Origin of the sequence: Novosphingobium sp. (assembly GCF_027486195.1) — a bacterium.
GTDB lineage: Bacteria > Pseudomonadota > Alphaproteobacteria > Sphingomonadales > Sphingomonadaceae > Novosphingobium.
Window position 1 is genome coordinate 94377 of record NZ_JAIXPP010000020.1, and the last position, 23418, is coordinate 117794.

The window sequence follows — 23418 nt, forward strand, 5'->3', positions numbered from 1 at the left end:
TCCAATCGATTGCTTCAGGATACTTGTTCGATGTCCGTACTCACTTCCCCGACAACGCTCTGGACCCGCGAGCACCTGCGCGCGCTCAACATCGAGCCTTGCCACCAGATCCCGCTCGTGGACGGCAAGCGCCTGCAGCACCCGCTGCCGGGCTTTGACCTGTGGGATCTCTGGCCGCTGCAGCTGGCGGACGGTACCACGGCAGTGGTGGAAGGCTGGACGCTGTGGTTCGTGCTCTCCGCCCCGGCGGGCGAGGACCCCGAGGCGCGGCATGACTTTGTGCGCATCCGGCTGATGGCGGCACGTGGGGGCGAATGGCGCGATCACGGCAATGCCCTGCCTGACGACCTCAATCCCGGCAGCCGCGAGTGGGCGGGCTCTGCGCTGCTTGATCCTGAGACCGGCGCGGTGACGCTCTACTGGACCGCATCGGGCCTGCGCGGGGAAGAGCCGCGCACGTTCATCCAGCGCATGTTCGAGACGACCGGCGCCCTGACCGGGGACGCCAGCGCCTTTGCCGTGGAGGACTGGAGCGAACCGCGCGAGATCGCCGGCGGGCCGATCCCGCACTATGTGCTGGTGACGGCGGCGGAAGGCGTGCCAGGCATGATCAAGGGCTTCCGCGATCCGGCGCATTTCCGCGATCCGGCGGATGGCGCGGACTATCTGCTGTTCACCGGATCGCTCAAAGGTTCGGCGAGCCCGTGGAACGGCTGCATCGCTCTGCTGCGGCGCGAAGGTGAGAGCTGGGCGGTGCTACCGCCGCTGCTGAGCGCGGACGGGCTCAACAACGAGCAGGAACGGCCGCACATCGTCTTCCACGCAGGGCGCTACTACTTGTTCTGGTCGACCCAGCGGAAGGTCTTTGCGCCGGGCGAGCCCAATGGCCCCAACGGGCTTTACGGCATGGTCGCTGAGAGCATGGACGGCCCGTGGCTGCCGCTTAACGGCAGCGGGCTGGTTGCGGGAAATCCGCCGGAGGCACCAGTGCAGACTTACAGCTGGTGGGTGACGCAGGAACTTACCGTGCATGGCTTCGTCGATTATCCGAACTCGCTGAAGGGCAACGACCATGGCGATGCGGCCTGGCGGCGGGCGCATTTTGCAGGCGTGCCGGCGCCGGTATTTCGCCTCGTCCTTGACGGCGCGCGCGCGGAGATTGCGGCATGAGCGCGGCGCGCTATGGCCTGATCGAGGCGGGCGGCACCAAGTTCGTGCTGGGCGTCGCGGATGAGGCACGCACGATCTATGCGCGAGAACGCATCCCGACGACGACGCCTGAGGAGACGCTCGGCGCGGCGGTGGAATGGTTCGCGGCGCAGGGCGCGGACTATGCCGCATTCGGCATCGCCTCGTTCGGGCCGCTCGACCTTGAACCCGCCTCGCCCGGCTATGGCTGCGTGCGCCCCACACCCAAGCCGCACTGGAGCGGGGCGAGCCTGATCGCGCCGTTCAAGGAGCGCTTCGGCGTGCCGGTGGCGATCGATACCGACGTCAACGGCGCTGCGCTTTCCGAAGCGCTTTGGGGCGCGGGCGCAGGGCCAGAAGGACAATGGGGTTCGGTGCTTTACCTCACCATCGGCACTGGCATCGGCGGCGGCTTTTGCAGCGACGGACAGCTGCTGCGCGGGCTTTCGCACCCGGAAATGGGTCATATCCGCATGCCCCGCCATCCCGAGGATCAGGACTTTGCGGGCACGTGTCCGTTTCACGGCGATTGCCTCGAAGGCCTTGCCTGCGGCCCGGCGGTGATCGCGCGCTGGGGCAAGTCGCTTTCCGAGCTGCCCGAGGGGCACCCCGGCAAACGCATCATCGCCTGGTACATCGGCCGCGCGCTCGCGACATTCCAGACAGTGATGGAACCGGCCCGCATCGTGCTGGGCGGCGGAGTGACCGCGACGCCGGGGCTGCTCGACCTGATCCGCGCCGAAGCACTGGCGGCGAACGGCGGCTATACCGTGGGAAAGATCGACGAACTGATCGTGGCGCCGGGGCTGTGCGACAACGCGGGCCTGCTGGGCGCGCTGGCGCTGGCTCTGGCGCTCAGGTAGATTCCCGGATCAGCAAGCGCGGCTGGAGGATGACCGAGTGGATCTCCTCCCCGGCGATGCGCTGGATCACGCTGCTGACGAGGTTTTCCGCGCCCTGTTCCAGATCCTGCGCGATGGTGGTGAGCGGGGGCATGGTGTGCTCGCCCAGCGGCAAACCATCGTAGCCGATCACCTTCACGTCGCCGGGCACCGCGAGCCCCTGTTCGGCCAGCACGCGCATGGCGGTGACGGCGATGACGTCTGACGCCGCGACAACGCCGTCCGGCCGATTGGTCTCGGTGCGGAAATACTTGCCGATCTCACTCTGCGCTGCATCGGCAACAAGGTGCGTGGGCACCACGATGAACCGCGCGCCGGAACGCTCCACAACCGAGCGGCACCCTTCGAGGCGCTGGCCGATCTCGATCGCGCGGGCATCGCCGAAGAACACGATGTTGCGGCAGCCGCGCTCCAGCAGGTGCTGCGCGGCGAGCGCGCCGCCGCGGAAATTGTCCGAACCGACCGAGCAATGCGCCTGCCCCGCAATGTGCGAGCCCCACGCGACGAGCGGGCGGTAGAGTTCGGCAACGCGGTCGAGCACGGCGGACTGGTCTGACTGGCCGATCACGATGATCCCGTCCGACTGGCCGGAGCGGGCGAGCTTGAGCAGCCAGTCCTCATCCGTCGGCACGACGCGCGAGAGGAGGAGGCTGTAGCCCCGGCCTGTCAGCTTATCCGCCAGCAGGCCGAGCATGGTGATGAAGAACGGATCGGAAATGTTCTGCCGCACTTCATGACCGAGCGGGATGACCACGCCGATCGTGTTCGTCTTGCGCATGCGCAAGTTGCGCGCGGTGGCATTGGGGGTGAAACCGTGCTGGCGCGCAAGGGCGACGATCATGTCGCGCGTGGCAGGGGTGACGAGGCTCGAACCCGAAAGCGCGCGCGAGACAGTGCCACTGGTGACACCAGCGATCTCGGCGAGTTCCTTGAGGGTCTTCGGGGCATTCATGGTTTCGAGGTGTCCTCAGGCAGAGGTGGGAACCACATCGAAGGCGATGTTGAGCCGTTCACCCGCCGCGAACGGATGGGTGCCATGCCACAGGATCGACGGGAAGACCACAAGCTGCCCCACGCGCGGTGGTATTACGGCATATGGGGGAAGGGCAATTCCCAGCTCCGGCGGCGGTGCGCCGAGCTGCAAAGCACCCGCCGGAGCCGGGCCGGGATCATCCGGCAGTGCGACATAGAGCACGGCTGAAAGCCAGCCGACGGGATGGCTGTGCGTGACATTGAAGCCCCCTGCCCCGAGCCGCACGGACCAGCTGCCGGAACTCTGCAGGCCGCCGCGCGGCTTACCGAGGAGCGGATGGCGCGGATCAGGCGGCGGCAAAGTGCTTACGAAATCGCGCAGCGCTTCCATCAGCCGCGCGCGGACGGTGCCGAGCAGCGGTTCGTGACGGAGGAGGACCGAGCGATCGGTCTGCGTGCCGTGGCGCACCGATTGTTCGGCATAGGGCAGCGAGGCCGTGTGCAGGCGGCGCAGCAGTGCGGCGAGTTCGGCAAGCTCGGTGGTGGCAAGGCCGGGATCGAGGACGCCGTGGAGCACCGGATCGCCGTCCAGCCACGCGGCGAGTGGATCGCCAAGCATGCGCCAAGCCGTCGAGAGATAGGGCCAGACCTGCCCGGCCAGACGCGTGGCGGTGAGCGGCAGGGCAAGGTCGCGCGCCGCAGCGGCATTACCGGCGCGCAAGGCCGTGCGGATGCGGCACAGGACAAGGAACTCGTCATCTGCGCCGGTCAGCGCGGCAAGGCGCGCCTGCGCTTCGGCGAGGTTGCCGCTTTCACTGGCGAGGAAGGCGCGGGCGACGGCCAGCGAGCGGGTTTCGCCAAGCTGCGCCGCGGCGGCATCGAGGATGCGGCGCGCGGCGGGCCAATCGCGCTGCTGCGCGCGCAAGGTGAACCAGCCGAGCCAGAGGCCCTGATGGCGCGGCTGGCTCCGCACCGCCTCCGCAAAGCCTGCGTCATATGTCTCCGCATCACCATGACTGAAGCGGAGGCTGGCGAGCACGCGTTGGCCATCGAGCCAATCGGGCCTTGCCGCCAGCGCGCGGGCGAGCACGGCTTCCGCCTCGGCCAGCTGGCCTTCGGACGCCAACGCGAGGGCGTGGTTGCGCAAGGCATCCAGGTTTTCGGGCCAGAGCCGCACGGCTTCGGCGAAGAGCGTGGCGGCCGGGTGGCCGAGTTCGTAGGCCGATTGCGCGCGCAGGAATGCGGTCAGCGGATCGGTCGGAGCAAGGCGCGCGGCTTCGGCGATCGCGCGATCGGCTCCGGCCATATCCTGCACGGCGCGCGCGGCGCGGGCGCGTTCGCGCCAGACTTCGGCCTCGAGCAGCTCCGACACCTCCTCAGGCCGCAGCTGCGGTGCCGGTAAGGCCGGCGATATAGGCCTCATGGCTGGGCAGCTTGGCCGCCTCGGCCGCCATCGCGGCGCGCAGCTTGGCAAGGTAATCGCGCGCATCGATGCCGCGGTGCTCGATGAGGGGATCGAGACCTTCGGGATAGTTGTGCTGGCCGATGTGGACCGCGAGCCACGAGGGGGGTGCGAACAAGTCCATCTCGCGCGCGATCAGCCGGCCGTGGCGGCGGAAGTGATCCATTTTCAGCGCGAGCGTATCGGGCACGTCCATCGCGGAGACATAGCGCCAGAGTTCGTGATCCTGCCGCTGGGTGAGCTTGTAGTGGAGGATCAGAAAATCACGGATGCGGTCGGTTTCCGCGTGGGCGATGCGGTTGAATTCGGCGATCGTGGCAGGATCGAAATCGCGGTCCGGGAACAGGCCGATGAGCTTGGAGATATTGGCCTGAATAAGGTGGATCGAAGTCGATTCGAGCGGTTCAAGGAAGCCGCTGGAAAGGCCGACCGCGATGACGTTGCGGTTCCAGTGCTGCTTGCGGCGGCCAGTGCGGAAGCGGACGAAGCGCGGATCGCCGAGCGCCTCGCCATCGAGCCGCGAGGCGAGGAGGCTGGCAGCCTTGTCGTCCTCCAGAAACTGGCTGGAATAGACGTAGCCGTTGCCGATGCGGTGCTGCAGCGGGATGCGCCACTGCCAGCCAGCCTCGCGCGCAGTGGAGCGGGTGTAGGGCGTGGGCGCACCCGCGCTGGCGCAGGGCATGGCCACCGCGCGGTCGCAAGGAAGCCAGTGGCTCCAGTCCTCGAACCCCGTTTGCAGCGCGCCTTCGATGAGCAGCGCGCGCAGGCCCGAGCAATCGATGAAGAGATCGGCCTCCAGCTTCTGCCCGCCTTCCAGCGTGACGCTTTCAACGAAGCCGGTTTCGCCGTTCAGCGTAACGTCGTCGATCTTGCCTTCGACGCGGGTGACGCCCCGCGCCTCGGCATGGCGGCGCAGGAAGGCGGCGTAGAGCGAGGCGTCGAAATGGTAGGCATAGTCGAAGGTGGAAAGCAGCGAGCGCTGATCGGGCACCGGGCGCGCCATGCGGCCGGCGCGCGCGATCTGCCAAGCCATCGAGAGGTCTTCGAGCGGGAAGGCGCCGGGTTCCTCGCGCGTCTTCAGCCAGTACTGGTGCAGCGGCACCATATCGAAATTGCGCCCGTGCGGGCCGAAAGGGTGGAAATAGCGGGTGCCGACCTGGCCCCAATCGACGAATTCGATGCCGAGCTTGAAGGTGCCGCGCGTCTCGCGGATGAAATCGGCTTCGCTGATGCCCAGCGTTTCGTTGAACAGGCGGATCGGCGGGATCGTCGCCTCGCCCACGCCGACGATGCCGATTGCGTCGGATTCGACGAGCGTGACCGTGCAATCGCGCTTGAGCATCGTGGCCAGCATCGCCGCCGACATCCAGCCGGCCGAGCCGCCGCCGACGACAAGCACCGAACGGATCCGCCGATCGCCTTCGTTCACGGACTTTCTCCCACTCAACTTCTGCCGAGACTGCATTTATTCAAATCATCATTCGTCACCCCCGCGCAGGCGGGGGTCCAGGGCGCCAGATTCTGACCTGTCGCTTGCCCGGCTCTGGATTCCCGCCTGCGCGGGAATGACGAAAGCTGGGAATACGCTGCGCCTTCATGGATGCAGGCATACGCAAAAAGGGGTGGGTGCGGAACCATCCGGCCGCGCCCACCCCCTCTTGCATGTGCCTGCCCTTTGGGGGCTGCTCAGCCCATCAGAAGCTGAAGCGGACCGAGGCGTTGATGTTGCGGCCCAGCACCGGCGAAATACCGCCGACGAAGGTGCCGTTGCCCGGCTGGAAGTCCGTTCCGGCCGGCCCGAGCGGGGTCAGCTTGTTGAACAGGTTGTAGGCGTTGATCCCCAGTTCGAGGTTCTTGACCGGACGAACCTTGAGGTTCGCGCCGAATACGCTGCCGCCCGGCCACTGGTTGCCCGCACCATCGAGCGTGCTGGTCACGCCGGTGATGTTGGCACCCAGCGCGATCATGTCGCTGAAGTCATAGTTGGCCGCGAAAGTGTACGACAGATCGGGAATGTTGTTCGAGCGCGAGAACACCGAGCCCGGCGCCGAAGGCTGCTTCTTCGATTTGTTGTACGTCATGTTGGCAAGGAGGCTGAAGCCGCCTGCGCTGAGCGTGCCGTAGAACTCCGCGCCGGTCGTCTTGTACTTGTCCGAGATGATGCAGGTGAACTGCGTCGGATTCCCGGTCACGATCGGGCAGATCGTCTGGCTGAGCTCGAAGGTCGTGATGTTGAAGTGGCTGTGATAGCCCGTCAGCTCGACCGTGTAGCGCGCACCGCCGATGTTGCCGCGGTTCTTGAGGCCGATTTCGTACTGATAGACGTTGTTCGAAACCGCCGTGTTGCCCTTGGCGTTGAGTGTGCCGTCAGCGTTGAAATAGCCGCTGAAGGTCAGGCGATCCGCGTTGGCGCGAACACCCTTCGAAGCGCGGACGAACAGGTTGAGATTGTCCGCCGGCTTGAAGCTGGCACCCACCGACCACGAGGTGGTTGCCTTGGTGTAGTTGATCGTCTCCCGCGCGCCATCGGGCAGATAGTAGGGCAGGCTGACCGACTGCGAGGCGCCCGTGACCGGGTTCACCGCATTGGTGGTGATGAAATGCGTCACCGCATCGCCCACTGCCGGGTTGGCGTTGATGCCCGAACCGGTGCCCTTGTTGATATCGTGGCGGACCGATGCGTCGAGCTCGAACTTGCCCACGTCGAAGATGAAGTCGGCGTAAGGCGCGTTGTCGGTGAAGGTGTAATCGTAGGTGCGGGCGCAGCAACCGCCCCAGTTGTTGTTGTAGCCGGTGAAGCCGTTGGCGCTGAGCAGGTTGCCGGCCGCATCGAGCAGGTCGATCGGCGAGGCCGCCGGGGTCAGCGAGCCGTTGAACTGGCTGGGATGCCAATCCATCGCGACCTTCTGGTTCATGTAGAACCAGCCGGCGGTGAGGTTGGCCTTGATCCCGCCGAGATCACCCTGCCAGTTGAGCTTGGCATCGTTGACGAAGCTGCCGACGTCGCGGATCCGCGTGTAGACCGAGACGTTGTTGTTGTAGAATGCCTCGGCGACGTCCTTGCCCTTGTTCGGGCCGGCCGAATAGACCGCGCGGGCGACGACGCCGCCATTCTTGGTCGAGCCGATCAGGCCGCTGAGCGGCGAAACGCTGAGGAAGTTCGACGAGAAACCGCCGCTCATGTTGGTGTAGCGGGCGTTGTTGTCGACGGTGATGCCGTTGTCGAACTTGTAGTGCAGCTGCGCCTGCAGCGACTGGGCATTGGTGGTGATGCCATTGAGCGGCGTGCTCGCGAGACCGCGGCTGTCGAAATCGACATAGTTCACGACCGGGTTGAACGCCGAGAAGTTGGACGCGCGGCGCGGATCGAAGCCCGGGCAGGCCGTGAGGCCGGAGACCTTGCCGCCGCTGAGGTTGCCGCAAGCGATGCCGCCCTGGGTGTTGGGCTCCTGCGTGTCCTGCGCCTTGAAATAGAGGCGGAAGAAGCCGCGGTTATCGTCGAACTCGCGGGTCACGTTGCCCTTGATCAGGTACGACTTGCTGAGCTGGTAGCCCGAGTGCCACGGACCATCGCCGGCGCCGTAGTAGCCGCCGATGTTGAAATAGGTCTTGTCGTCGATGCCGCCCGAGTAGCGGAAGCTGGCGCGGGTGTAATCGTAGGTGAGATTGCGCTCGACCTGGACATAGCCGCCTTCGCTGCGATCGGTCTTGCTGATGTAGTTGATCACCGCGCCGGGGGCCTGGCTGGCGAGTGTGGCAGCGGTGCCGCCGCGGATCGCATCGACGCGGGCGTCGATCGGGCTCGACTTGGTCCAGTAGTCGTTGTTGCCGAACTGGATATCACCGAACAGCACGGTGGGCAGGCCATCTTCCTGCAGCTGGACGAAAGTGGCGCCGCCGGTGGCGACGGGCAGGCCGCGAACGGCGAAGTTGCCGTTACCGCCCGGGCCCGAAACGTTGGGCTGGAGACCCGGCAGCAGGCGGAGCAGATCGCCTTCCGACATCGGGCGGAAGTTGGCGATGATCGCCGAATCGACCGAGGAGATCGAGACCGAGCTGTCGAGCTTGCTCTTGGTGCCGGTCGATGCGGTGACGACGATTTCGCTGAGGGTATCGCCTGCGGCGGTATCGGCCGTGGCGGCATCGGCAGGTGCGGCGGCCTGCGCGAACGCGGGCGCCGAGACGGCGGCCATGGCCAGCGCGATGACCGATGCACACGATTGAATTGCGGTGAGCTTCACAGATATCCCTCCCGATTGCGAGCACTTTTGTGCGTACGACAGCAGCGAATCGAGGCCTCGATGCGCCTGCATGCCGGTTCTCTGGCAAAAGGTCGGGACAAGCGCAAGCAAGAATTCAAGCGATTGAATCGGGATTGGCGCGAGATCGGAGGAACTGTGTCTTCTGTGCATCGCGCTGCGTATCATGCCTACGCATCGGCATGGAGGCGTCTTGCGGGCACGGCTGGACCAATGCCCCTCTTGACGTTTACGTAAAGTGGAAGGATGGAGGGGTCAAGAGAACGCCATCGTCCGCGGTGGCGAGTCTCGCCGCGTCAGGGCCGCAAAAAGGCCATGAACTCAAACGGAGAGCCCCATGCATCTTGATTTCAGCCCCGAGGATCTGGCCTTCCAGCAGGAAGTCCGCGCCTTCATTGCCGAAAACTATCCGGTCGAACTGCGCGGGAAGCAGGACGAAGGCGACGAGCTTTCGAAGGAAGATTTCCTCTCCTGGCACAAGGTGCTGGCGAAGAAGGGCTGGGTCGCCCCGGCATGGCCTGTCGAATACGGCGGCACCGGCTGGAGCGCGACGCAGCGCTACATCTGGTCGGAAGAAACCGCGCGTGCGGACTGCATCCGCCTGATGCCGTTCGGCCTCTCGATGGTCGGCCCGGTGATCTACACGTTTGGCACGCCTGAGCAGAAGGCCAAGTACCTCCCCCGCATCCTTTCGGGCGAGGACTGGTGGTGCCAGGGCTATTCGGAGCCGGGTTCGGGTTCCGATCTTGCCTCGCTGCGCACCAAGGCAGTGCGGGACGGCGATCACTACGTCGTCAACGGCCAGAAGACCTGGACGACGATGGCGCAGCATGCCGACTGGGGCTTCTTCCTCGTCCGCACCGATCCCGATGCCAAGCAGCAGGAAGGCATCAGCTTCCTCCTTATCGACATGAAGACGCCGGGCATCACCGTGCGCCCGATCATCACGCTGGGCGGCGAACACGAAGTCAACGAAGTGTGGCTCGAAGACGTGCGCGTGCCGGTCGAAAACCGCGTCTATGAAGAGAACAAGGGCTGGACTTGCGCCAAGTTCCTGCTGGCGCACGAGCGCACCGGGATCGCGGGCGTGGCCGCTTCGAAGCGCGGCGTCGAGAAGGTCAAGTCCATCGCGCGCGCCGAGATGGACGGCGACAAGCCGCTGATCTCCAACGCTTTCTTCAAGCGCAAGATCGCCGAGCTGGAAATGGACCTCACCGCGCTCGAGTTTACCGAGCTGCGCAGCCTGGCCGGTGAAAGTGCGGGCAAGGGTCCGGGGCCGGAATCGAGCCTGCTCAAGATCAAGGGTTCGGAAATCCAGCAGCGCCTGACCGAACTGACCCTGGAAGCGGTGGGCCACTACGGCGCACCCTATTTCCGCGGTTTCGGGGAAGGCGACAACGAGCACCCGATCGGGCCGGACTATGCGCACCGCGCCGCGCCGACCTATTTCAACACCCGCAAGACGACGATCTACGGCGGTTCGAACGAGATCCAGCGCAATATCATCGCGAAGATGGTGCTGGGGCTCTGAGTGATAATGGAGGCCGCCGCGCGGAAGGTACGACGCGGTGGCCCTGAAGCGGGATTTGAGGACAATGGATTTCAGCTACACCGAAACGCAGGATATGTTGCGTGATACGCTCGCGCGCTTTCTTGCCGACACCTATGACTTCGAGACGCGCAAGAAGATGCTGCTGCGCCCCGAAGGCCGCGATCCGGGCGTGTGGAAGGCGCTGGCGACCGAGCTCGGCATTCTGGGCGCGCCCTTTGCTGAAGAGCATGGCGGCCTTGGTGGCGGCGCGCTCGAAAACATGATCATGATGGAAGAGCTGGGCAAGGTCATCGCGATCGAACCCTACCTGCAAACCGTGGTGATCGGCGGCGGTGCGCTTAAGCGCGCACCGGCGGCCATGGCCGATGCGGTGATCCCCGAGATCATCGCCGGCAATGCCGTGATCGCCTTCGCTTATGCCGAGCCGCAGGGCCGCTATGACCTTGCCAACCTGCGCACCACCGCGAAGGCGGACGGCGGGGGCTATGTGCTTTCGGGCCACAAGGCGGTGGTCTATGCCGCGCCGTGGGCGACGCACCTGCTCGTCACCGCGCGCACCGGCGGGAGCCAGCGTGAGCGTGAGGGCGCCGAGCTGTTTCTGATCGATGCCACCCTCCCCGGCATCGTGCGGCGGGATTACCCGACCGTCGACGGCTTCCAGGCGAGCGAGATCTATTTCGAGAACGTCGCCATTCCCGGCGATGCGCATATCCCGGGCGGCATCGGCCTGATCGAACTGCTGGCCGACGAAGCCACGGTCGCGATCTGCGGCGAGGCCTGCGGCGTGAGCCGCAAGCTGCACGAGGGCACGCTCGACTACATCAAGCAGCGCAAGCAGTTTGGCCAGCCGATCGGCAAGTTCCAGGTGCTGCAGCACCGCATGGCGGACATGTTCGTCGAAGTGGAACAGATCGCCTCGATGGCGCTGATGGGCACCTTGAAGCTCGATCTGGCGGCAGACGAGCGCAAGGCGGCGGTGAGCCTCGCCAAGGCGAAGGTCGCGCGCTCGATCAATTTCGTCGGGCAGAACGCGATCCAGACGCACGGCGGCATCGGCATCACCGTGGAGCTCGCCATCGGGCACTACTTCAAGCGCGGCACGATGATCGAGAACCAGTTCGGCTCGGCGGACTTCCACCTTGGCCGGTTCGAGGATCTGACGCTGGCGGCTTGAGTCAGCCAGCTTTGTAAGCCCCTCCCCGCTCGGGGAGGGGTTGGGGAGGGGGTTCCGCTGCTTCCGGCAGACGCTGCGCACCCCCACCCGGCCTCCCCCGAACGGGGGAGGGGCAAGTAGCGTTGGTTGCGATGTAGCGGCTCAGACCATCCCGGCCAGCCGTTCGCGGATGATCGTGTTGGCCTGCGCCATGATGCGGTCGACCAGTTCCTTGCAGGTCGGGATATCGTGGATCAGCCCCGCGACCATGCCGCAGCTCCACGCGCCGGCTTCCATGTCGCCCTCCATCATGATGCGCGGATAGACGCCCGCGACTTCCTCGATGATGTCCTCGAACTTGATGTCGGGGCCGAGGCGCCGCTCCTTTTCGAGCAGGCGTTCGACCGCCGCGTTGGTCAGCACACGTTCGGTGTTGCGCAGCGGGCGCATGACGAGGCGGGTATCGAGCTCGGAGGCGGCGAGCAGCGCCTGCTTCACCTTTTCATGCACCGGCGCTTCCTTGGTCGCGATGAAGCGCGTGCCCATGTTGATGCCTTCCGCGCCCAGCGCCAGCGCGGCGACGAGGCTGCGCCCATCGGCCATGCCGCCCGAGGCGACGAAGGGAATGGTGAGCTCTTCCGCCGCGCGGGGGAGCAGGATGAAGTTCGGGATATCGTCCTCGCCCGGATGGCCGCCGCATTCGAAGCCATCGACCGAGATCGCATCGCAGCCGACGTTCTGCGCCTTCACGCTGTGGCGCACCGAGGTGCACTTGTGGATCACCTTGATCCCGGCGTCCTTGAAATAGGGGAGGAACGGCGCGGGGTTGTTGCCTGCCGTCTCGACGATCTTCACCCCGCCTTCGATGATCGCGCGGATGTAGCCCGGATAATCGGGCGCGTTGACCGTGGGCAGGAACGTAAGGTTCACGCCGAAGGGCTTGTCGGTCATGTCCTTGCAGCGCGCGATTTCATTGGCGAGATCGGCGGCGGACTTCTGCGTGAGGCCGGTGATGATGCCGAGCCCGCCCGCGTTGGAAACGGCGGCGGCCATTTCGGCAAAGCCGACGTAGTGCATGCCGCCCTGGATAATCGGGTGCTCGATTCCGAACAGTTCGGTGATGCGGGTCTTCATGGCTGGCTCTCTCCCGATGGATGATCTTACGGCTGGGCCGTCGTTAACATGTTACCCAGTTTCAGGCCCACTGCCATGTCTGGGAGGGGCAGGCGCGAGAGATCGAGCCCGACAGTCTGGCCCGCCTGCTGGGCCAGGAAGCTGATCGGGAAGTGATTGACGCTGCGCTGCACCTCTACCCCCGAATACCCGGCGGTTGTCAGCACCTTGGTCATGGTTTCAGGATTGTAGAGTTCGGGATGCTGCAGGCAGAACGGCGGGAACGTGCGGCCCATCACCGTGCGCAGCAGCGATTTCTCATTGTGCGTGACAATGAGGATGCGCCCCCCCGGCTTCAGCTTGGTGCGGATCTGGCGCAGGATCGCGAGTGGCTCGGTAATGTGATCGAGCACGTGGATCATCACGGCCAGGCTGATCGTGCCATCGGGCACGTCGCTGAAATCGTCCATCGCCGCACTGATGGTGTGCGAGAGGGTTCCGGCCGAGCGGGCCAGAACATCATGCACCGCGCGGTTCGGCTCGAACAGCCAGGCATGGCCAAACTTGCCCGAAGCCGCCGCAGGCGTGACGATATGCCCGACATCCGGCCCGATCTCCATGTAACCGCCCGGAACGACGCTGTCTGCCACCGCCGACCAGTAGCCGCGCTGGGTTGCGGCGATCGCGGCGGAAGGCACGATGTCCATGTTGGGCGCGAGATTGGCGTAGAGCTCGCTCAGTTGCGCGCCGGTGAAATAGCGCGGGCAATAGAGCAGGCCGCAGCTCTGGCACCGGGCATAAGTGAAGAACATGCGCTCCTTGCGCAGCCCCTCCCAGAAGGGAACGAGGCCTTCGAGGCCCACGTCTTCCCCGGCCGGCTTGCTCTGCATTTCGGGAATGGCCTGCGCGCTTCCGCAGCACGGGCAGGACCGCTCAAGAAAGGCTGCCATCGGTCATCAAGTCCCTGTATCAGAAGGTTTATCAGCACGAAATGTCACGGCCTGGTGCCAGAAATAGCTGCCCGCCAGCGTCATCAGCGAGAAGCTGAACTGCGCTGGGATCGGATGCAGGCCGAAGCCTTGCACCAGAAGCGGCAATGCAATCAGATTGGCCCCGAAAACCGCGTACGAATATGAGGCAAAGTAAGCAAATTCGCGAAGGATATTGTTGCGGGTGCGAAAGACGCCGATCTTGTAGGTGCTGAAGGCAAAGACCACGCAGACGACCTGCGAGAGCAGCAGCGCGGCCATGTAGTTGTGCGCGAACCAGGGCGAAAACCACAGGAGCGCCGGAAAGAACGAGAGCCCGAACGCGGTGTTCGCCGCGCCGGCAAGCAGATAGCGCACCGGGCGCTCGCCCCGGCGCAATCGCGTGCGAACGCGTTCGATGAGGCGCACGGCTTACTCTTCCAGCAGCGGAATGCGCATGTTCTCGCGCAGGACCTCACGCGGGAGGAACGGCGAGAGGTCTTCGAGCGGCGGCGAAGTCATCCGCCCATCGGGATGGACCTTGGCCCCCAGCTTGGGGGCGAAGGCGGCATTCTCGTCGATCATGATTTCGCAGATCGTGGCGCCGGGTGCCTCGATCGCCTCACGCAGCGCGCCGAGATTCTCGTGCCCATCGACCCGCCAGTAGCCATAGCCGAAGGCGGCTGCGAGCTTGGAGAAATCGGGGAAAGTCACATTGCTCTTGGGCCCGCCGCCCACTTCAACGCCGTTGAAGTAGTTGCGGTGGGTCTGGAAGATCGAGACATAGCCGTTGTTGTTGAGCAGGATGATCTTCACCGGCATGCCGTAGCCGATGATGGTCTGCAGTTCCTGCAGGTTCATCATGATGCTGCCATCGCCGGCCACGCAGATCACGCGGCGCGGATCGCCCTTCCCCGCGCTGGCAAGGCCAACGCAGGCACCGATCGCCGCCGGCAGATCATAGCCCATCGTTGCGCAGCCGGAATTGGTCCACAGCCGCAGACCTTCCTTGATCTGCGCGGTCTGGAACCCGACCACGCAGGCGCTGCCATTGCCGCACACGACGACATCTTCGCCGTCCAGCACCTGGAACAGCGCATCAAGCGCGACATAGGGATTGCATACGGCGTTCTGGTTGTACTCGGGGAGCACCACCGGGAAGTTGCGCCGCCGCTCAACCGCCCAAGCGAGCCATTCGCGCTGCTCGTCCGTGGCCCCCTCCGGCGCGGCAGCAAGCAGCGCCGGGATGAAATCCTTGAGATTGGCGACGACCGGCATGTCCGGCTTCACATTGGGCTTCTGCAGTTCGAGCGGATCGATATCGACCCAGACCTTGTAGGCCTCGCGCGCAAAGCTGCCCCAGTTGTAGCTGACCTGCCGGATGTTGAGCCTGCTGCCGAGCACGAGCAGGAAATCGGCGCTCTGGTTGACCATGTTGCCGCCGCGATCGCCCACCGTGCCGGGGCGGCCGCAATAGAGCGGATGATCGTCCCAGATCACATCGTGCGCATTCCAGCCGGTGACGACCGGGACGCCCAGCTTCTCGACCAGCTCGATGAATTGGGCGTGCGCGCCGCTGAGCCGCACGCCGCCGCCAGCGAAGACGACAGGGCGCTTGGCGGTCTTGAGCCTGGCGATGACGGCCTCTGCGGCCGCCGCAAGGTCGGTCTTCGTCCAGGGCTCGTCGAGCTCGGCCGGATCGAAGCCGGGATCCAGCGTATCGGGATCGATCCGCGCTGCCTGCACATCGAGCGGAATGTCGAGCCAGGTCGGCCCCGGACGGCCCGAGCGCGCAAGGTAGATCGCTTTTTCAAGGTGGTAGCGGATCGTCTGCGGATCGGTGACCATCTCGGCATATTTGGTGATCGTCTGCACGATCGGCGCGATATCGAGCTCCTGATCGCCATACTGGCGCAGCGGCAGGCCGGTGTGGCGCACCGTGGTCTCATTCTTGACCTGCCCGGAGATGACGAGGACGCCGACCGAATCCACGAAGGCGCCGTAGATGCCGGTGATGGCGTTGGTGCCGCCGGGTCCCGAGGTGACGTTGACCACTGGCAGGCGTCCGGTCAGCCGCCCATAGGCTTCCGCCGCAATCGCGAGCGCCTGCTCGTGATGGCAGAACGTGGTGCGGATCCCTTCGTGCGTGCCGATCGAGTGGTTGAGGTGCATCGCCCCGCCGCCGGTGAGCATGAACACATCGCCGATGCCATGCGCCACCAGTTGCTGCGCCACCCAGTCTGAAAGCTTGACCTTGCTCATCGCATCCATCCATTCGAGGCCGCAGTGCGGCGAATAGCTTCATCCATATCGACCGTGGAGACCACGCCGAGTTCGCTCCGGATCTTGTGGGTTGCCGGCACATAGCGCCCCGGGTTCCAGCCGGCATCGGGCTTGCCGAGAATTTCGAACTTGCCGCTGCCCAGCAGCGTTGCCGCGCGTTCGGCCAGTTCGCCGATCGAAACCGCCTGCTCCGACCCGAGATTGTAGGTCGCGCCGGCCGGTGCCCGCAGCAGCACGGCCCACATCCACGCGGTCAGATCGGCCAGATAGAGATAGGAGCGCACCGCGCGCCCGTCGCTGTTCACGGTTACCGTGCGCCCGGCCATGGCATCGCGGATGAAATTGCCCGCAGCGAAGTGGATATCGAGCGCCAGCATTGGCCCCAGCAGCGCAAAGATGCGGGTGGTGACGATGTCGAGCCCGAACTGGCGGCGATAGATCGCGCAGAGCATTTCCGCCGCGCGCTTGCCCTCGCCGTAGCTGGAGCGGTGGGTCATCAGATCGGGCGCGCCGCGATAGTCCTCGTCCACATGCGTGACGTCCCACGGCTGCGCGCCGTAGACCGCGCCCGAGGACATGAACAGCACGCGCCCTGCCCCGGCTGCCCGCGCGAAATCGAGCGTATTGCGCGTGCCTGCCACGATCGTATCGAACATGCGCAGCGGGTCGTTCTCGTTGAGATCGGCGCTGGCATCGGTCGCGCCGTGGATCACGTGGGTGTAGTGCTGTCCGTCCGGCTGCAGGGTCAGGACATCGCCCGCCACCAGCCGCAGCGCGGGCCACGCCGCCAGCGTCGGAGCTTTTGCTGCGAAGGCAGCAGGGTCGCGGGTAAGCACCGCCACGTCGAGGCCAAGGCCATGCGCCTGATCGGCAAGCCGCAGCGCCTCCAGCATCCAGCGCCCGATCAGCCCCGTGCCGCCGGTGATGAACAGGCGCGCGCCCTTGAGCGAGGACCAGTCTGCCGCGAGGCGTTCGACCACGCCCGCGAGGTCTTCCGCAAGGAGGGGATGCATGCTCATGCCAGCGCCTCCCGGGGCGGGCCGAACGAGAGCTGTGGCCGATGCTGGCGATAGGCCAGCGTCGCCTCGCGGATCGTTTCCAGCGAGAGCAGCATGAGCACCAGCAGGAGGCCGATAGGATGGGTGAACTGACCAACCGCGATGCCGAACTGCGCCGAGACGGCCTTGCCGCTGAGCCACGCCGTGGTGTGGGCCACCGGCAACGTGGAGATCTGCCAATCCACATTGAGCGCATTGAGATAGATGATCGTGATCGAGGCGATCCGGGCAAAGCCGCGCCAGGGCTCCATGAACACGAGGAACATCAGGAACATCTCGGTGTAGCCGCCGGGGGAGCGGTTGGTCAGCGAAATCAGCAGCGCAATGCAGGCAAGGCGCGTGAGCGGCACCGCGCGCGGCTGCAGCCACGCGAGGAACAGGGCCACGACCCCGGTCAACTGCGCGACCGCCATCGCCGTCTTCAGCACGAAGCGGAACTGTTCGTAGGTGTCCGAACGGAAATAGCGCAGGACCGGAAACGCGCCCCGGTCGATCACGCCGAACAGGCCGTTGAAGCTGGTCGAATAGTAGATCTCGCCAACGACATCGCCGCCGGTGAACGTGATCCAGTTGAGGGTGTTGTCGAGCAGTTCGGCGATGCTGCCGCCGCCCACAAACGCCCAGGTCGCAAGGTAGATGAGCACCGTGGCGACCGCGGCGAGTTCCAGCTGCCGCCATTCGCGGCGGATGCCCCAGCCAATGGTGGCCACCAGCATATAGGGCTTGAAGTTGATCATCAGACCCGCCGCAATCGCCCGCACCGGGCGCGAGGCGGCGAAGAAGCCGAAGGCGATGACCATGGCGATATAGCACATGATCAGCAGCTGCCCCCGCTCCAGCGCGTAGAGCGAGCGATAGCCGAAGGCGAGCGCGAGGGTGCGCATGACCGCCGTGCGCGGATCGTTGCGGCGCAAGGCCAGGTACGACACCGCAATCGCCGCGACATAGGAGACAAGGATCGTGGTGATGGAAAGCCAATCGCAATCCCGGGCCGCGAACGACGAGGTCACATAGCACGACGAGATCGTGAACATGCGCAGGACGAAGAACGACAGCGGCGGATAGATCGAGCGCCAGACCGAATAGGCGCCCCAATGGTTGGCCCAATAGGCGGTGTTGAACCAATCCATGAAGGTATCCTGCGGATCCCAGATGAAGGGCTGCGGCAGGTAACCGGTTTTAGCAAACGTGTGGACCAGCGAGACGAACGAGGCGAGGACAAGCAGCAGCAGCACGAGTTCGGGCAGCGTGGCGCGCAAAGCCAGCCGCAGATTCTCGCGCCGGCTCCGGCTGGGGTCCGCTCCCGTGCCCTCAGGCATCTTCGGCCACGACGAACGGCTGGCGCACGGGCCGGGTGCGGCTGGCCGGGAAGTTCAGCCGCTCCTGCTCGATCACCAGCGGCACGCGCCGCGTCCGTTCGGCGATGATGCGAACCTGCTCGCCCAGCAATCCGGTAAATAGGAAACCGAAGCCGAACAGGCCGAACTGGCTGGCAAGAATGACCCATGGCCATGCCGCGGCGCCCGTGAAGGCCGCCGCCACTGCAACCGCCGCGAGCACGAGCCCCAGCGCCATGAAGCCGAACGACCACACGATGGGCCGCCGCAGCAGGGCCTTAGACGAACCGGCAAGACCCGAGACGGCAAAATCGAGCAGCGCGAAGACATCGTTCTTGGTCTGGCCGCCGCGCCGCTCGGGCCGGTCATAGGGGACGAGGCCGATCGAAAAGCCGCTTTCAACGAGCATGCCCCGAAAGAACGGTTCCGGTTCGTGCCAGCGCGCCAGGGTATCGACCACGCGCCGGTCATAGAGCCCGAACCCGGTGGCACCGGGAATGACGGCGTAATCCGCGTTGCGCGCGAGGAAGCCGTAGCCTGCCTTGCGCGCGGCGGTGAGCAGCGCGCCCGCCTTTTCCTCGCTACGGCGGACGCCCAGCACAATCATGCGGCCATCGCGCCACTGGCGAATGAATTCGCCCAGCAGCTGCGGCGGGTCCTGGAAATCGGCACACATGCCGATCACGGCCGCGCCTTCGGCCTGATAGATCGCGTGGGTTGGCGAACGCATCTGGCCGAAATTGCGGGTGTTGAAGATCGCCCGCACCTTGGTATCGGCACCGCAGATCGCGCGGATCAGCTCGCGGGTCCGGTCGGTCGAGCCATTGTCGATGAAGAGGATTTCCCACGAACGCGCATGCTGCGCGAGCTCAGCGCTGACCTCGTCATAGATGCCCTGAACATTCTCCTCCTCGTTGAGGCAGGGAATCACGACAGAGACTTCGATATCGCTCATCGTCCGGGCGCCTGTATCATTCTGCCTGCGGACCGGCCTCATGGCCGGTGCGGCGGGGTCCGGCTCCCGGATCGAACAGGCCGGTCGCCGGCGCATAGACTTCGACGAACACGACCAACGCGGCCAGCAACGCTAGGAGGGCGACGGCAGTCGTGTTGAAATAGCGGTCCGCATCGACATGCGGCGCATCGATCACCGAAAGCTGGGCCCGGTCCTGCGAGACGATTTCCTGCACCGCGATCTCTTCCGCCGCGCGCGAATAAACGTCCGAGACGCCCTGCGCGAAGACGTAGGTGCGATAGAGCCGTGCATAGGTGAGCGTGACCGCCGTGATCGCGCCGACGTTGGGGCTGGGCTGCCCTTCGCTCGCCGTTGCGGCGCGGGCAATCTGCGACTGAAGCGAGGCGACTTGTCCGGCGACAACCTTGAGGCGGGGATTTTCCGGCCCCGAAATGGCGCGCAGCGTGGCCAGTTCGACCTGCTTGGCCTGCAACTGGCCTTCAAGGCCGGCCCGCACGGTCAACTGCTCGCCAAGCTGGGCGCCGGGATCGGCGATGCGGTTGGCCTTGCGGAAAGCTTCGAGCTGAGCCTGCGCCTGAATCAGGCGTTCCTGCGAGCTGCCGAGCCGGTCTTCGACGATGCGGCGCTTGCGTGAGACCTGGGTGCGCACATAGCTGCCCATCCGTTCGCTCATCGCATCGACATAGGCCTTGGTCACGGCCAGCGCCCAATCCTGATCGTAGGCCCGCGTCTCGAACTCGATGATACCGCCCAGCAGCGAGTGGACATCGACCCGCTTGCCCAGCGCCACCAGCGCGGTCCGCTCGTCCGCATAAGGTCGGCCCGGACCCGCAAGGTTGAGGCGGGCCACCACCTCACGGCCGACGGCGTCGCTTTTGGCCAGTTGCAGCGTCACTTCGGTCGCGCTGCGATCACCGAACAGCGAGGCCAGATTCTGCAGCTGCGATCCGGCACCGGACATGCTGAACAGCGAAGCCGCGTTGTTGTCGCCCGGCACGACCTTGGCGCGCGCCATGAACGGGCGCGGAAACAGGCACAGCACCGCCAGAACAGCGCCCAGCACGAGGTAGATGATCAGCCGCACACGACGTTCGCGCAGCCGGCCGATCCGTTGCAGCGTGGTCACTTGGTCACCGCCACGATCGACGCGGTGGCGAGTGCGCCCTGGAAGCCGAAGTTGAGCAGATCCTTGAAGCGCGCCCAGAATGCCCCGCGCTGCGAATCGATCGGAACGAACACAAGATCGCCGGGGAGCGCGGTGGCGGAGAGCGTGCTGCGCCCGCTCAGCAAGGTTCCGTTGGCGCGCACGACGAACACGTGCTTGCGATCGGCGAGCCGGTTGAACCCGCCGGCGAGCTTCAGATAATCACCCACCTTGGCGCCGGGCGTGAACCGGAAATCGGCCGAGCTGTTGACCATGCCGTAGACACCGACCGCGAGCGAGCGCGTGGGGATCACCAGATTGTCGTTGTTCTCGACGAGGAAGCCTGCAGGCAGGCTCTGATCGCCGGGCGCAACCGGCAGCACGAGGCGACCTTCGATCCGGCGTCCGTTGAGCTGGCTCACCAGCGCATCGACGGCCGAGAGCCGGGCAGTCAGGTCCTTGTCCTGGTTTTCATAGCGAACCAGCGGTTCCGCCGTGAGCGTGACCTTCAGCTCATCGACCGCCTTGCCGAAATTGTAGGTCTGCTGGCGGCGCAGGCTATCGCGCACGAACACCGCGCCGAAGGGATAGGCCTGCGCGGTCAGCCCGCCGGCCTTGGCAATGACTTCTTCCAGCGTGGTGCCGGGCTGCACGAAATAGCGCCCAGGGTTCTGCACTTCGCCGCCGATCGTGACGAGCGAGGGCAGCCGCTGCGACGGCTGCGCAATGCCGACAGCCGAGAGCACGCGCAGCACGAGGCCGCGCCGGGCGGGGGTCGTCGCGGCGATCTCCGGCGTCAATTCCTGCCAGCCCTGATCGCTCATCGGATCGAGCACATGCAGGCGGCGAATATCAGCCACGGTGTTGACCCCGCCGGCATAGACCAGCACGTCCTTCAGCGTATCCCCGGCCCGCGCTTCGTAAATCGCTTCGTTGTTCACGCTGCCGATCGTGGCCACTTGCGCACCGGCGGGCGCGATGAAGATCACATCGCCATTCTGGAGCACGACATCGGCGGACTTGTCGCCCTTGAGCAGGAAATCATAAAGATCGAAATCGGATATAAGTTTGCCGCCGCGCCGCACCTGAATCGACCGGAAGCTGCCGCCCGCTGCCGGCCCGCCAGCCGCAAGCACGGCGTTGACCACGGTCGACAGGCTGCTGACGGTGTAGGAGCCGGGGACAGCGGCAAAGCCGGTGACATAGACGGTGATGCCATTGAGCCGGGTCACCCCGACCGACGCAGAAAATTCCTTGTACTGGCGCGAGACGGCGCGGCCGATCACCGTCTGGAGATCACGGTAGGCAACACCGGCCACCTGAATCGCGCCGACTTCGGGAACGAAAATCCGCCCCTCGGTATCGACCTTCAACCGCAGGTTGGTGGCCTGCACGTTGCCGGTCAGGCCAAGGCGGATCTCGTCGCCCGGATTGATGCGGTAATCCGCCGGCACGGAAACAACCGGCGGGGCCGTGAAATCACGCGCATCCGGCGTCAGCAGATCGGCGCCGAAGCGGCGGACCGGCTTGCCCACGATCTCGGACACGAAGGCTTCGAATTCGCCCGGCGGACCCGGCTGCTGGCGGCGCGTGCGCGCAGGCTGATCGGCAGCGGAGCGAGGCTCGGCATTGGTCTGGCCCTCGGCCGGGACGACGAGCTGCGTCGGGCGATATTCGGGAATGGCGGAGGACTGCACGCTCGGCGAAGGCTGCACGCCCCGGTTGGTGGCGTTCTGGGATGCAGTAGACTGCGAACCGCCGGCGGAAACCTGCCCGCTATACGTCGAAGAGACCTGACCGGGATCGACGACCTGGGCCTGACCGGGCACGACCGCAAGACCGCAGCACAGCGCGAGCAGCGCCGCCATGGCGCAGGTTCCAAGCTTGGTGATTTTCAACGGCTGACCCATCAATACCTGTGCACCACTGCGCCTGATCCCGCACATGTCGGGCCATCACAGCATGGGCCGAAATGGCCCGGCACAAAACCCCTTAGCACGCGGCAATAAGCCTGCCGACTTGGAATATCCCCAAGAGAAGCGGCCGCCTTCATCGCATTCGGGACCAAGGCGAACCACCCCCGGACGGCCCCCGCACGGCCCCCGCGCGGCCCTTGCCGCCGGGGGCCCGATCGGATCAGCGCGCGACCGCGAGCTGGACGCGCGAGGCCTGGCGTTCTTCCATCATGCGGATGCGGGCAAGGTCTTCACCGGCGATCTGGCTGTAGTACTCGTGCTTGTTGCGAAGCCAGGTCAGCTCGAACTCGACCGCGGTCGCAATGCCGTGCGTGATCGAATCGCTCACCGCAGCGGCACCGTCGAACACGACCTTGCGCGTCTCGAACCGGTCGAGCCGCACGCTGCGGAAGCGCGCGAGATTAGACACGGCTTCCGCCGCCACCGATCCGCCCACCACGAGCCCGAGATCGTTTTCGGCGCAAACATTGGCGACATCGAGCACCGCCTTGGTCACCGAAGGATCATTGATCGCGCCGCGCGCCATCCCGCGTGAAAGCGTGAAATCGACCCGGCCGAACACGATGCCATCAATGCCGCCCTGCTTGGCGACCGGGACCATTGCGGCGAGGTTTTCGAGTGTCGTCTGCGTCTCGAGGTTGAACAGGAATTCGGTTTCCTGCTCGTTCTTGCCATAGACCTTGTTCTTGGCATCGACGAACTTGGACAGTGCGTAGGGCGTCTCCACCATCGGCGCGATGATGTAATTCGCGCCGTAATTTCGCGATTGCAGCAGATCGGAAACCGCCTCGCAGCCGCCGATCTTGATCGCCACCTTCAAATCCGCCCGATGCGCAATCTCCAGCAGCCGAAGAAGTTCGTCCGCGCGCGTGCCTTCAGCCTCGAACTCTGCCTTAACAGCGACGAAGCCGCTGTAGTCACGGCCGCGCTTCAGCAGGTCCAGCATATGGCGTTCAGCAAGGTTCACGCAATATCTCCATTTTGGATGTAAAGTCTGGAAAACTAATGTTACACAAAAAATGCGTTATTCTGATATGTCAGCTCGCGTCACTTCACAAGCCGCCAGATCGTCTCT

Annotated in this window: 18 protein-coding genes; 4 read left to right on the forward strand and 14 right to left on the reverse strand. The window is 65.2% G+C overall.

Annotated elements, in window-relative coordinates; genetic code table 11:
* Positions 1-30 precede the first annotated feature (30 nt).
* Entirely contained in the window at positions 31-1170 is a 1140-nt protein-coding gene (locus tag Q0071_RS04625) for a glycoside hydrolase family 68 protein (RefSeq protein ID WP_298165805.1), read from the forward strand.
* Positions 1167-2051: an ROK family protein gene (locus tag Q0071_RS04630; protein WP_298165807.1), complete on the forward strand. Its 885-nt coding sequence runs from the start codon at positions 1167-1169 to the stop codon at positions 2049-2051. The genes Q0071_RS04625 and Q0071_RS04630 overlap by 4 nt, the downstream gene beginning before the upstream one ends.
* On the opposite strand, the gene Q0071_RS04635 is transcribed toward Q0071_RS04630, so the two are convergent.
* The 4 genes from Q0071_RS04635 to Q0071_RS04650 all read right to left on the reverse strand — a co-directional run bounded on the left by Q0071_RS04635 (position 2044) and on the right by Q0071_RS04650 (position 8765).
* Positions 2044-3042, reverse strand: a complete 999-nt coding sequence (locus Q0071_RS04635) for a substrate-binding domain-containing protein (protein ID WP_298165809.1) — start codon at positions 3040-3042, stop codon at positions 2044-2046. The genes Q0071_RS04630 and Q0071_RS04635 overlap by 8 nt on opposite strands.
* Before the next feature lie 15 nt (positions 3043-3057).
* The gene (locus Q0071_RS04640; RefSeq protein ID WP_298165811.1) at positions 3058-4434 is read right to left on the reverse strand and encodes a putative 2OG-Fe(II) oxygenase; all 1377 of its coding nucleotides are present in this window, start codon (positions 4432-4434) and stop codon (positions 3058-3060) included.
* Between the two features lie 4 nt (positions 4435-4438).
* Positions 4439-5953, reverse strand: a complete 1515-nt coding sequence (locus Q0071_RS04645; RefSeq protein WP_298165813.1) for a tryptophan halogenase family protein — start codon at positions 5951-5953, stop codon at positions 4439-4441.
* A 265-nt stretch (positions 5954-6218) separates the two neighbouring features.
* Positions 6219-8765: a TonB-dependent receptor gene (locus Q0071_RS04650; protein WP_298165815.1), complete on the reverse strand. Its 2547-nt coding sequence runs from the start codon at positions 8763-8765 to the stop codon at positions 6219-6221.
* Positions 8766-9120: 355 nt separating this feature from the next.
* On the opposite strand from Q0071_RS04650, the gene Q0071_RS04655 reads away from it, so the two are divergent.
* Positions 9121-10314, forward strand: a complete 1194-nt coding sequence (locus Q0071_RS04655) for an acyl-CoA dehydrogenase family protein (protein WP_298165817.1) — start codon at positions 9121-9123, stop codon at positions 10312-10314.
* Between the two features lie 64 nt (positions 10315-10378).
* Positions 10379-11509, forward strand: a complete 1131-nt coding sequence (locus Q0071_RS04660; protein ID WP_298165819.1) for an acyl-CoA dehydrogenase family protein — start codon at positions 10379-10381, stop codon at positions 11507-11509.
* Between the two features lie 141 nt (positions 11510-11650).
* Here the strand turns inward: Q0071_RS04660 and Q0071_RS04665 are convergent, their stop codons facing one another.
* From Q0071_RS04665 to Q0071_RS04710, 10 genes are all read right to left on the reverse strand, one after another.
* The gene (locus tag Q0071_RS04665; protein ID WP_298165821.1) at positions 11651-12622 is read right to left on the reverse strand and encodes a nitronate monooxygenase family protein; all 972 of its coding nucleotides are present in this window, start codon (positions 12620-12622) and stop codon (positions 11651-11653) included.
* A 26-nt stretch (positions 12623-12648) separates the two neighbouring features.
* Positions 12649-13491 carry a class I SAM-dependent methyltransferase gene (locus tag Q0071_RS04670; RefSeq protein WP_298165823.1) on the reverse strand — a complete coding sequence of 281 codons (843 nt, stop codon included), beginning with the start codon at positions 13489-13491 and terminating at the stop codon, positions 12649-12651.
* 66 nt (positions 13492-13557) lie between these two features.
* Positions 13558-13998, reverse strand: coding sequence for a GtrA family protein (locus Q0071_RS04675; protein ID WP_298165825.1), 441 nt, complete (start codon positions 13996-13998; stop codon positions 13558-13560).
* Positions 13999-14001: 3 nt separating this feature from the next.
* Positions 14002-15831 (reverse strand): thiamine pyrophosphate-binding protein, encoded by a 1830-nt coding sequence (locus Q0071_RS04680; protein ID WP_298165827.1) that lies wholly within the window; start codon positions 15829-15831, stop codon positions 14002-14004.
* Complete coding sequence (locus tag Q0071_RS04685) at positions 15828-16871, reverse strand: NAD(P)-dependent oxidoreductase (protein ID WP_298165829.1); 1044 nt, start codon at positions 16869-16871, stop codon at positions 15828-15830. Before Q0071_RS04685 ends, Q0071_RS04680 begins: the two co-directional genes overlap by 4 nt.
* Complete coding sequence (locus tag Q0071_RS04690; RefSeq protein WP_298165831.1) at positions 16868-18229, reverse strand: hypothetical protein; 1362 nt, start codon at positions 18227-18229, stop codon at positions 16868-16870. The genes Q0071_RS04685 and Q0071_RS04690 overlap by 4 nt, the downstream gene beginning before the upstream one ends.
* Complete coding sequence (locus tag Q0071_RS04695) at positions 18222-19202, reverse strand: glycosyltransferase family 2 protein (protein WP_298165833.1); 981 nt, start codon at positions 19200-19202, stop codon at positions 18222-18224. Before Q0071_RS04695 ends, Q0071_RS04690 begins: the two co-directional genes overlap by 8 nt.
* 16 nt (positions 19203-19218) lie before the next feature.
* Positions 19219-20349, reverse strand: a complete 1131-nt coding sequence (locus Q0071_RS04700; protein ID WP_298165835.1) for a capsule biosynthesis protein — start codon at positions 20347-20349, stop codon at positions 19219-19221.
* Positions 20346-22235 carry an SLBB domain-containing protein gene (locus Q0071_RS04705; RefSeq protein WP_298165837.1) on the reverse strand — a complete coding sequence of 630 codons (1890 nt, stop codon included), beginning with the start codon at positions 22233-22235 and terminating at the stop codon, positions 20346-20348. Before Q0071_RS04705 ends, Q0071_RS04700 begins: the two co-directional genes overlap by 4 nt.
* A gap of 268 nt (positions 22236-22503) precedes the next feature.
* A complete protein-coding gene (locus Q0071_RS04710; RefSeq protein WP_298165839.1) occupies positions 22504-23310 on the reverse strand; it encodes an aldolase/citrate lyase family protein in 807 nt (268 codons plus the stop codon).
* Positions 23311-23418: the final 108 nt, after the last annotated feature.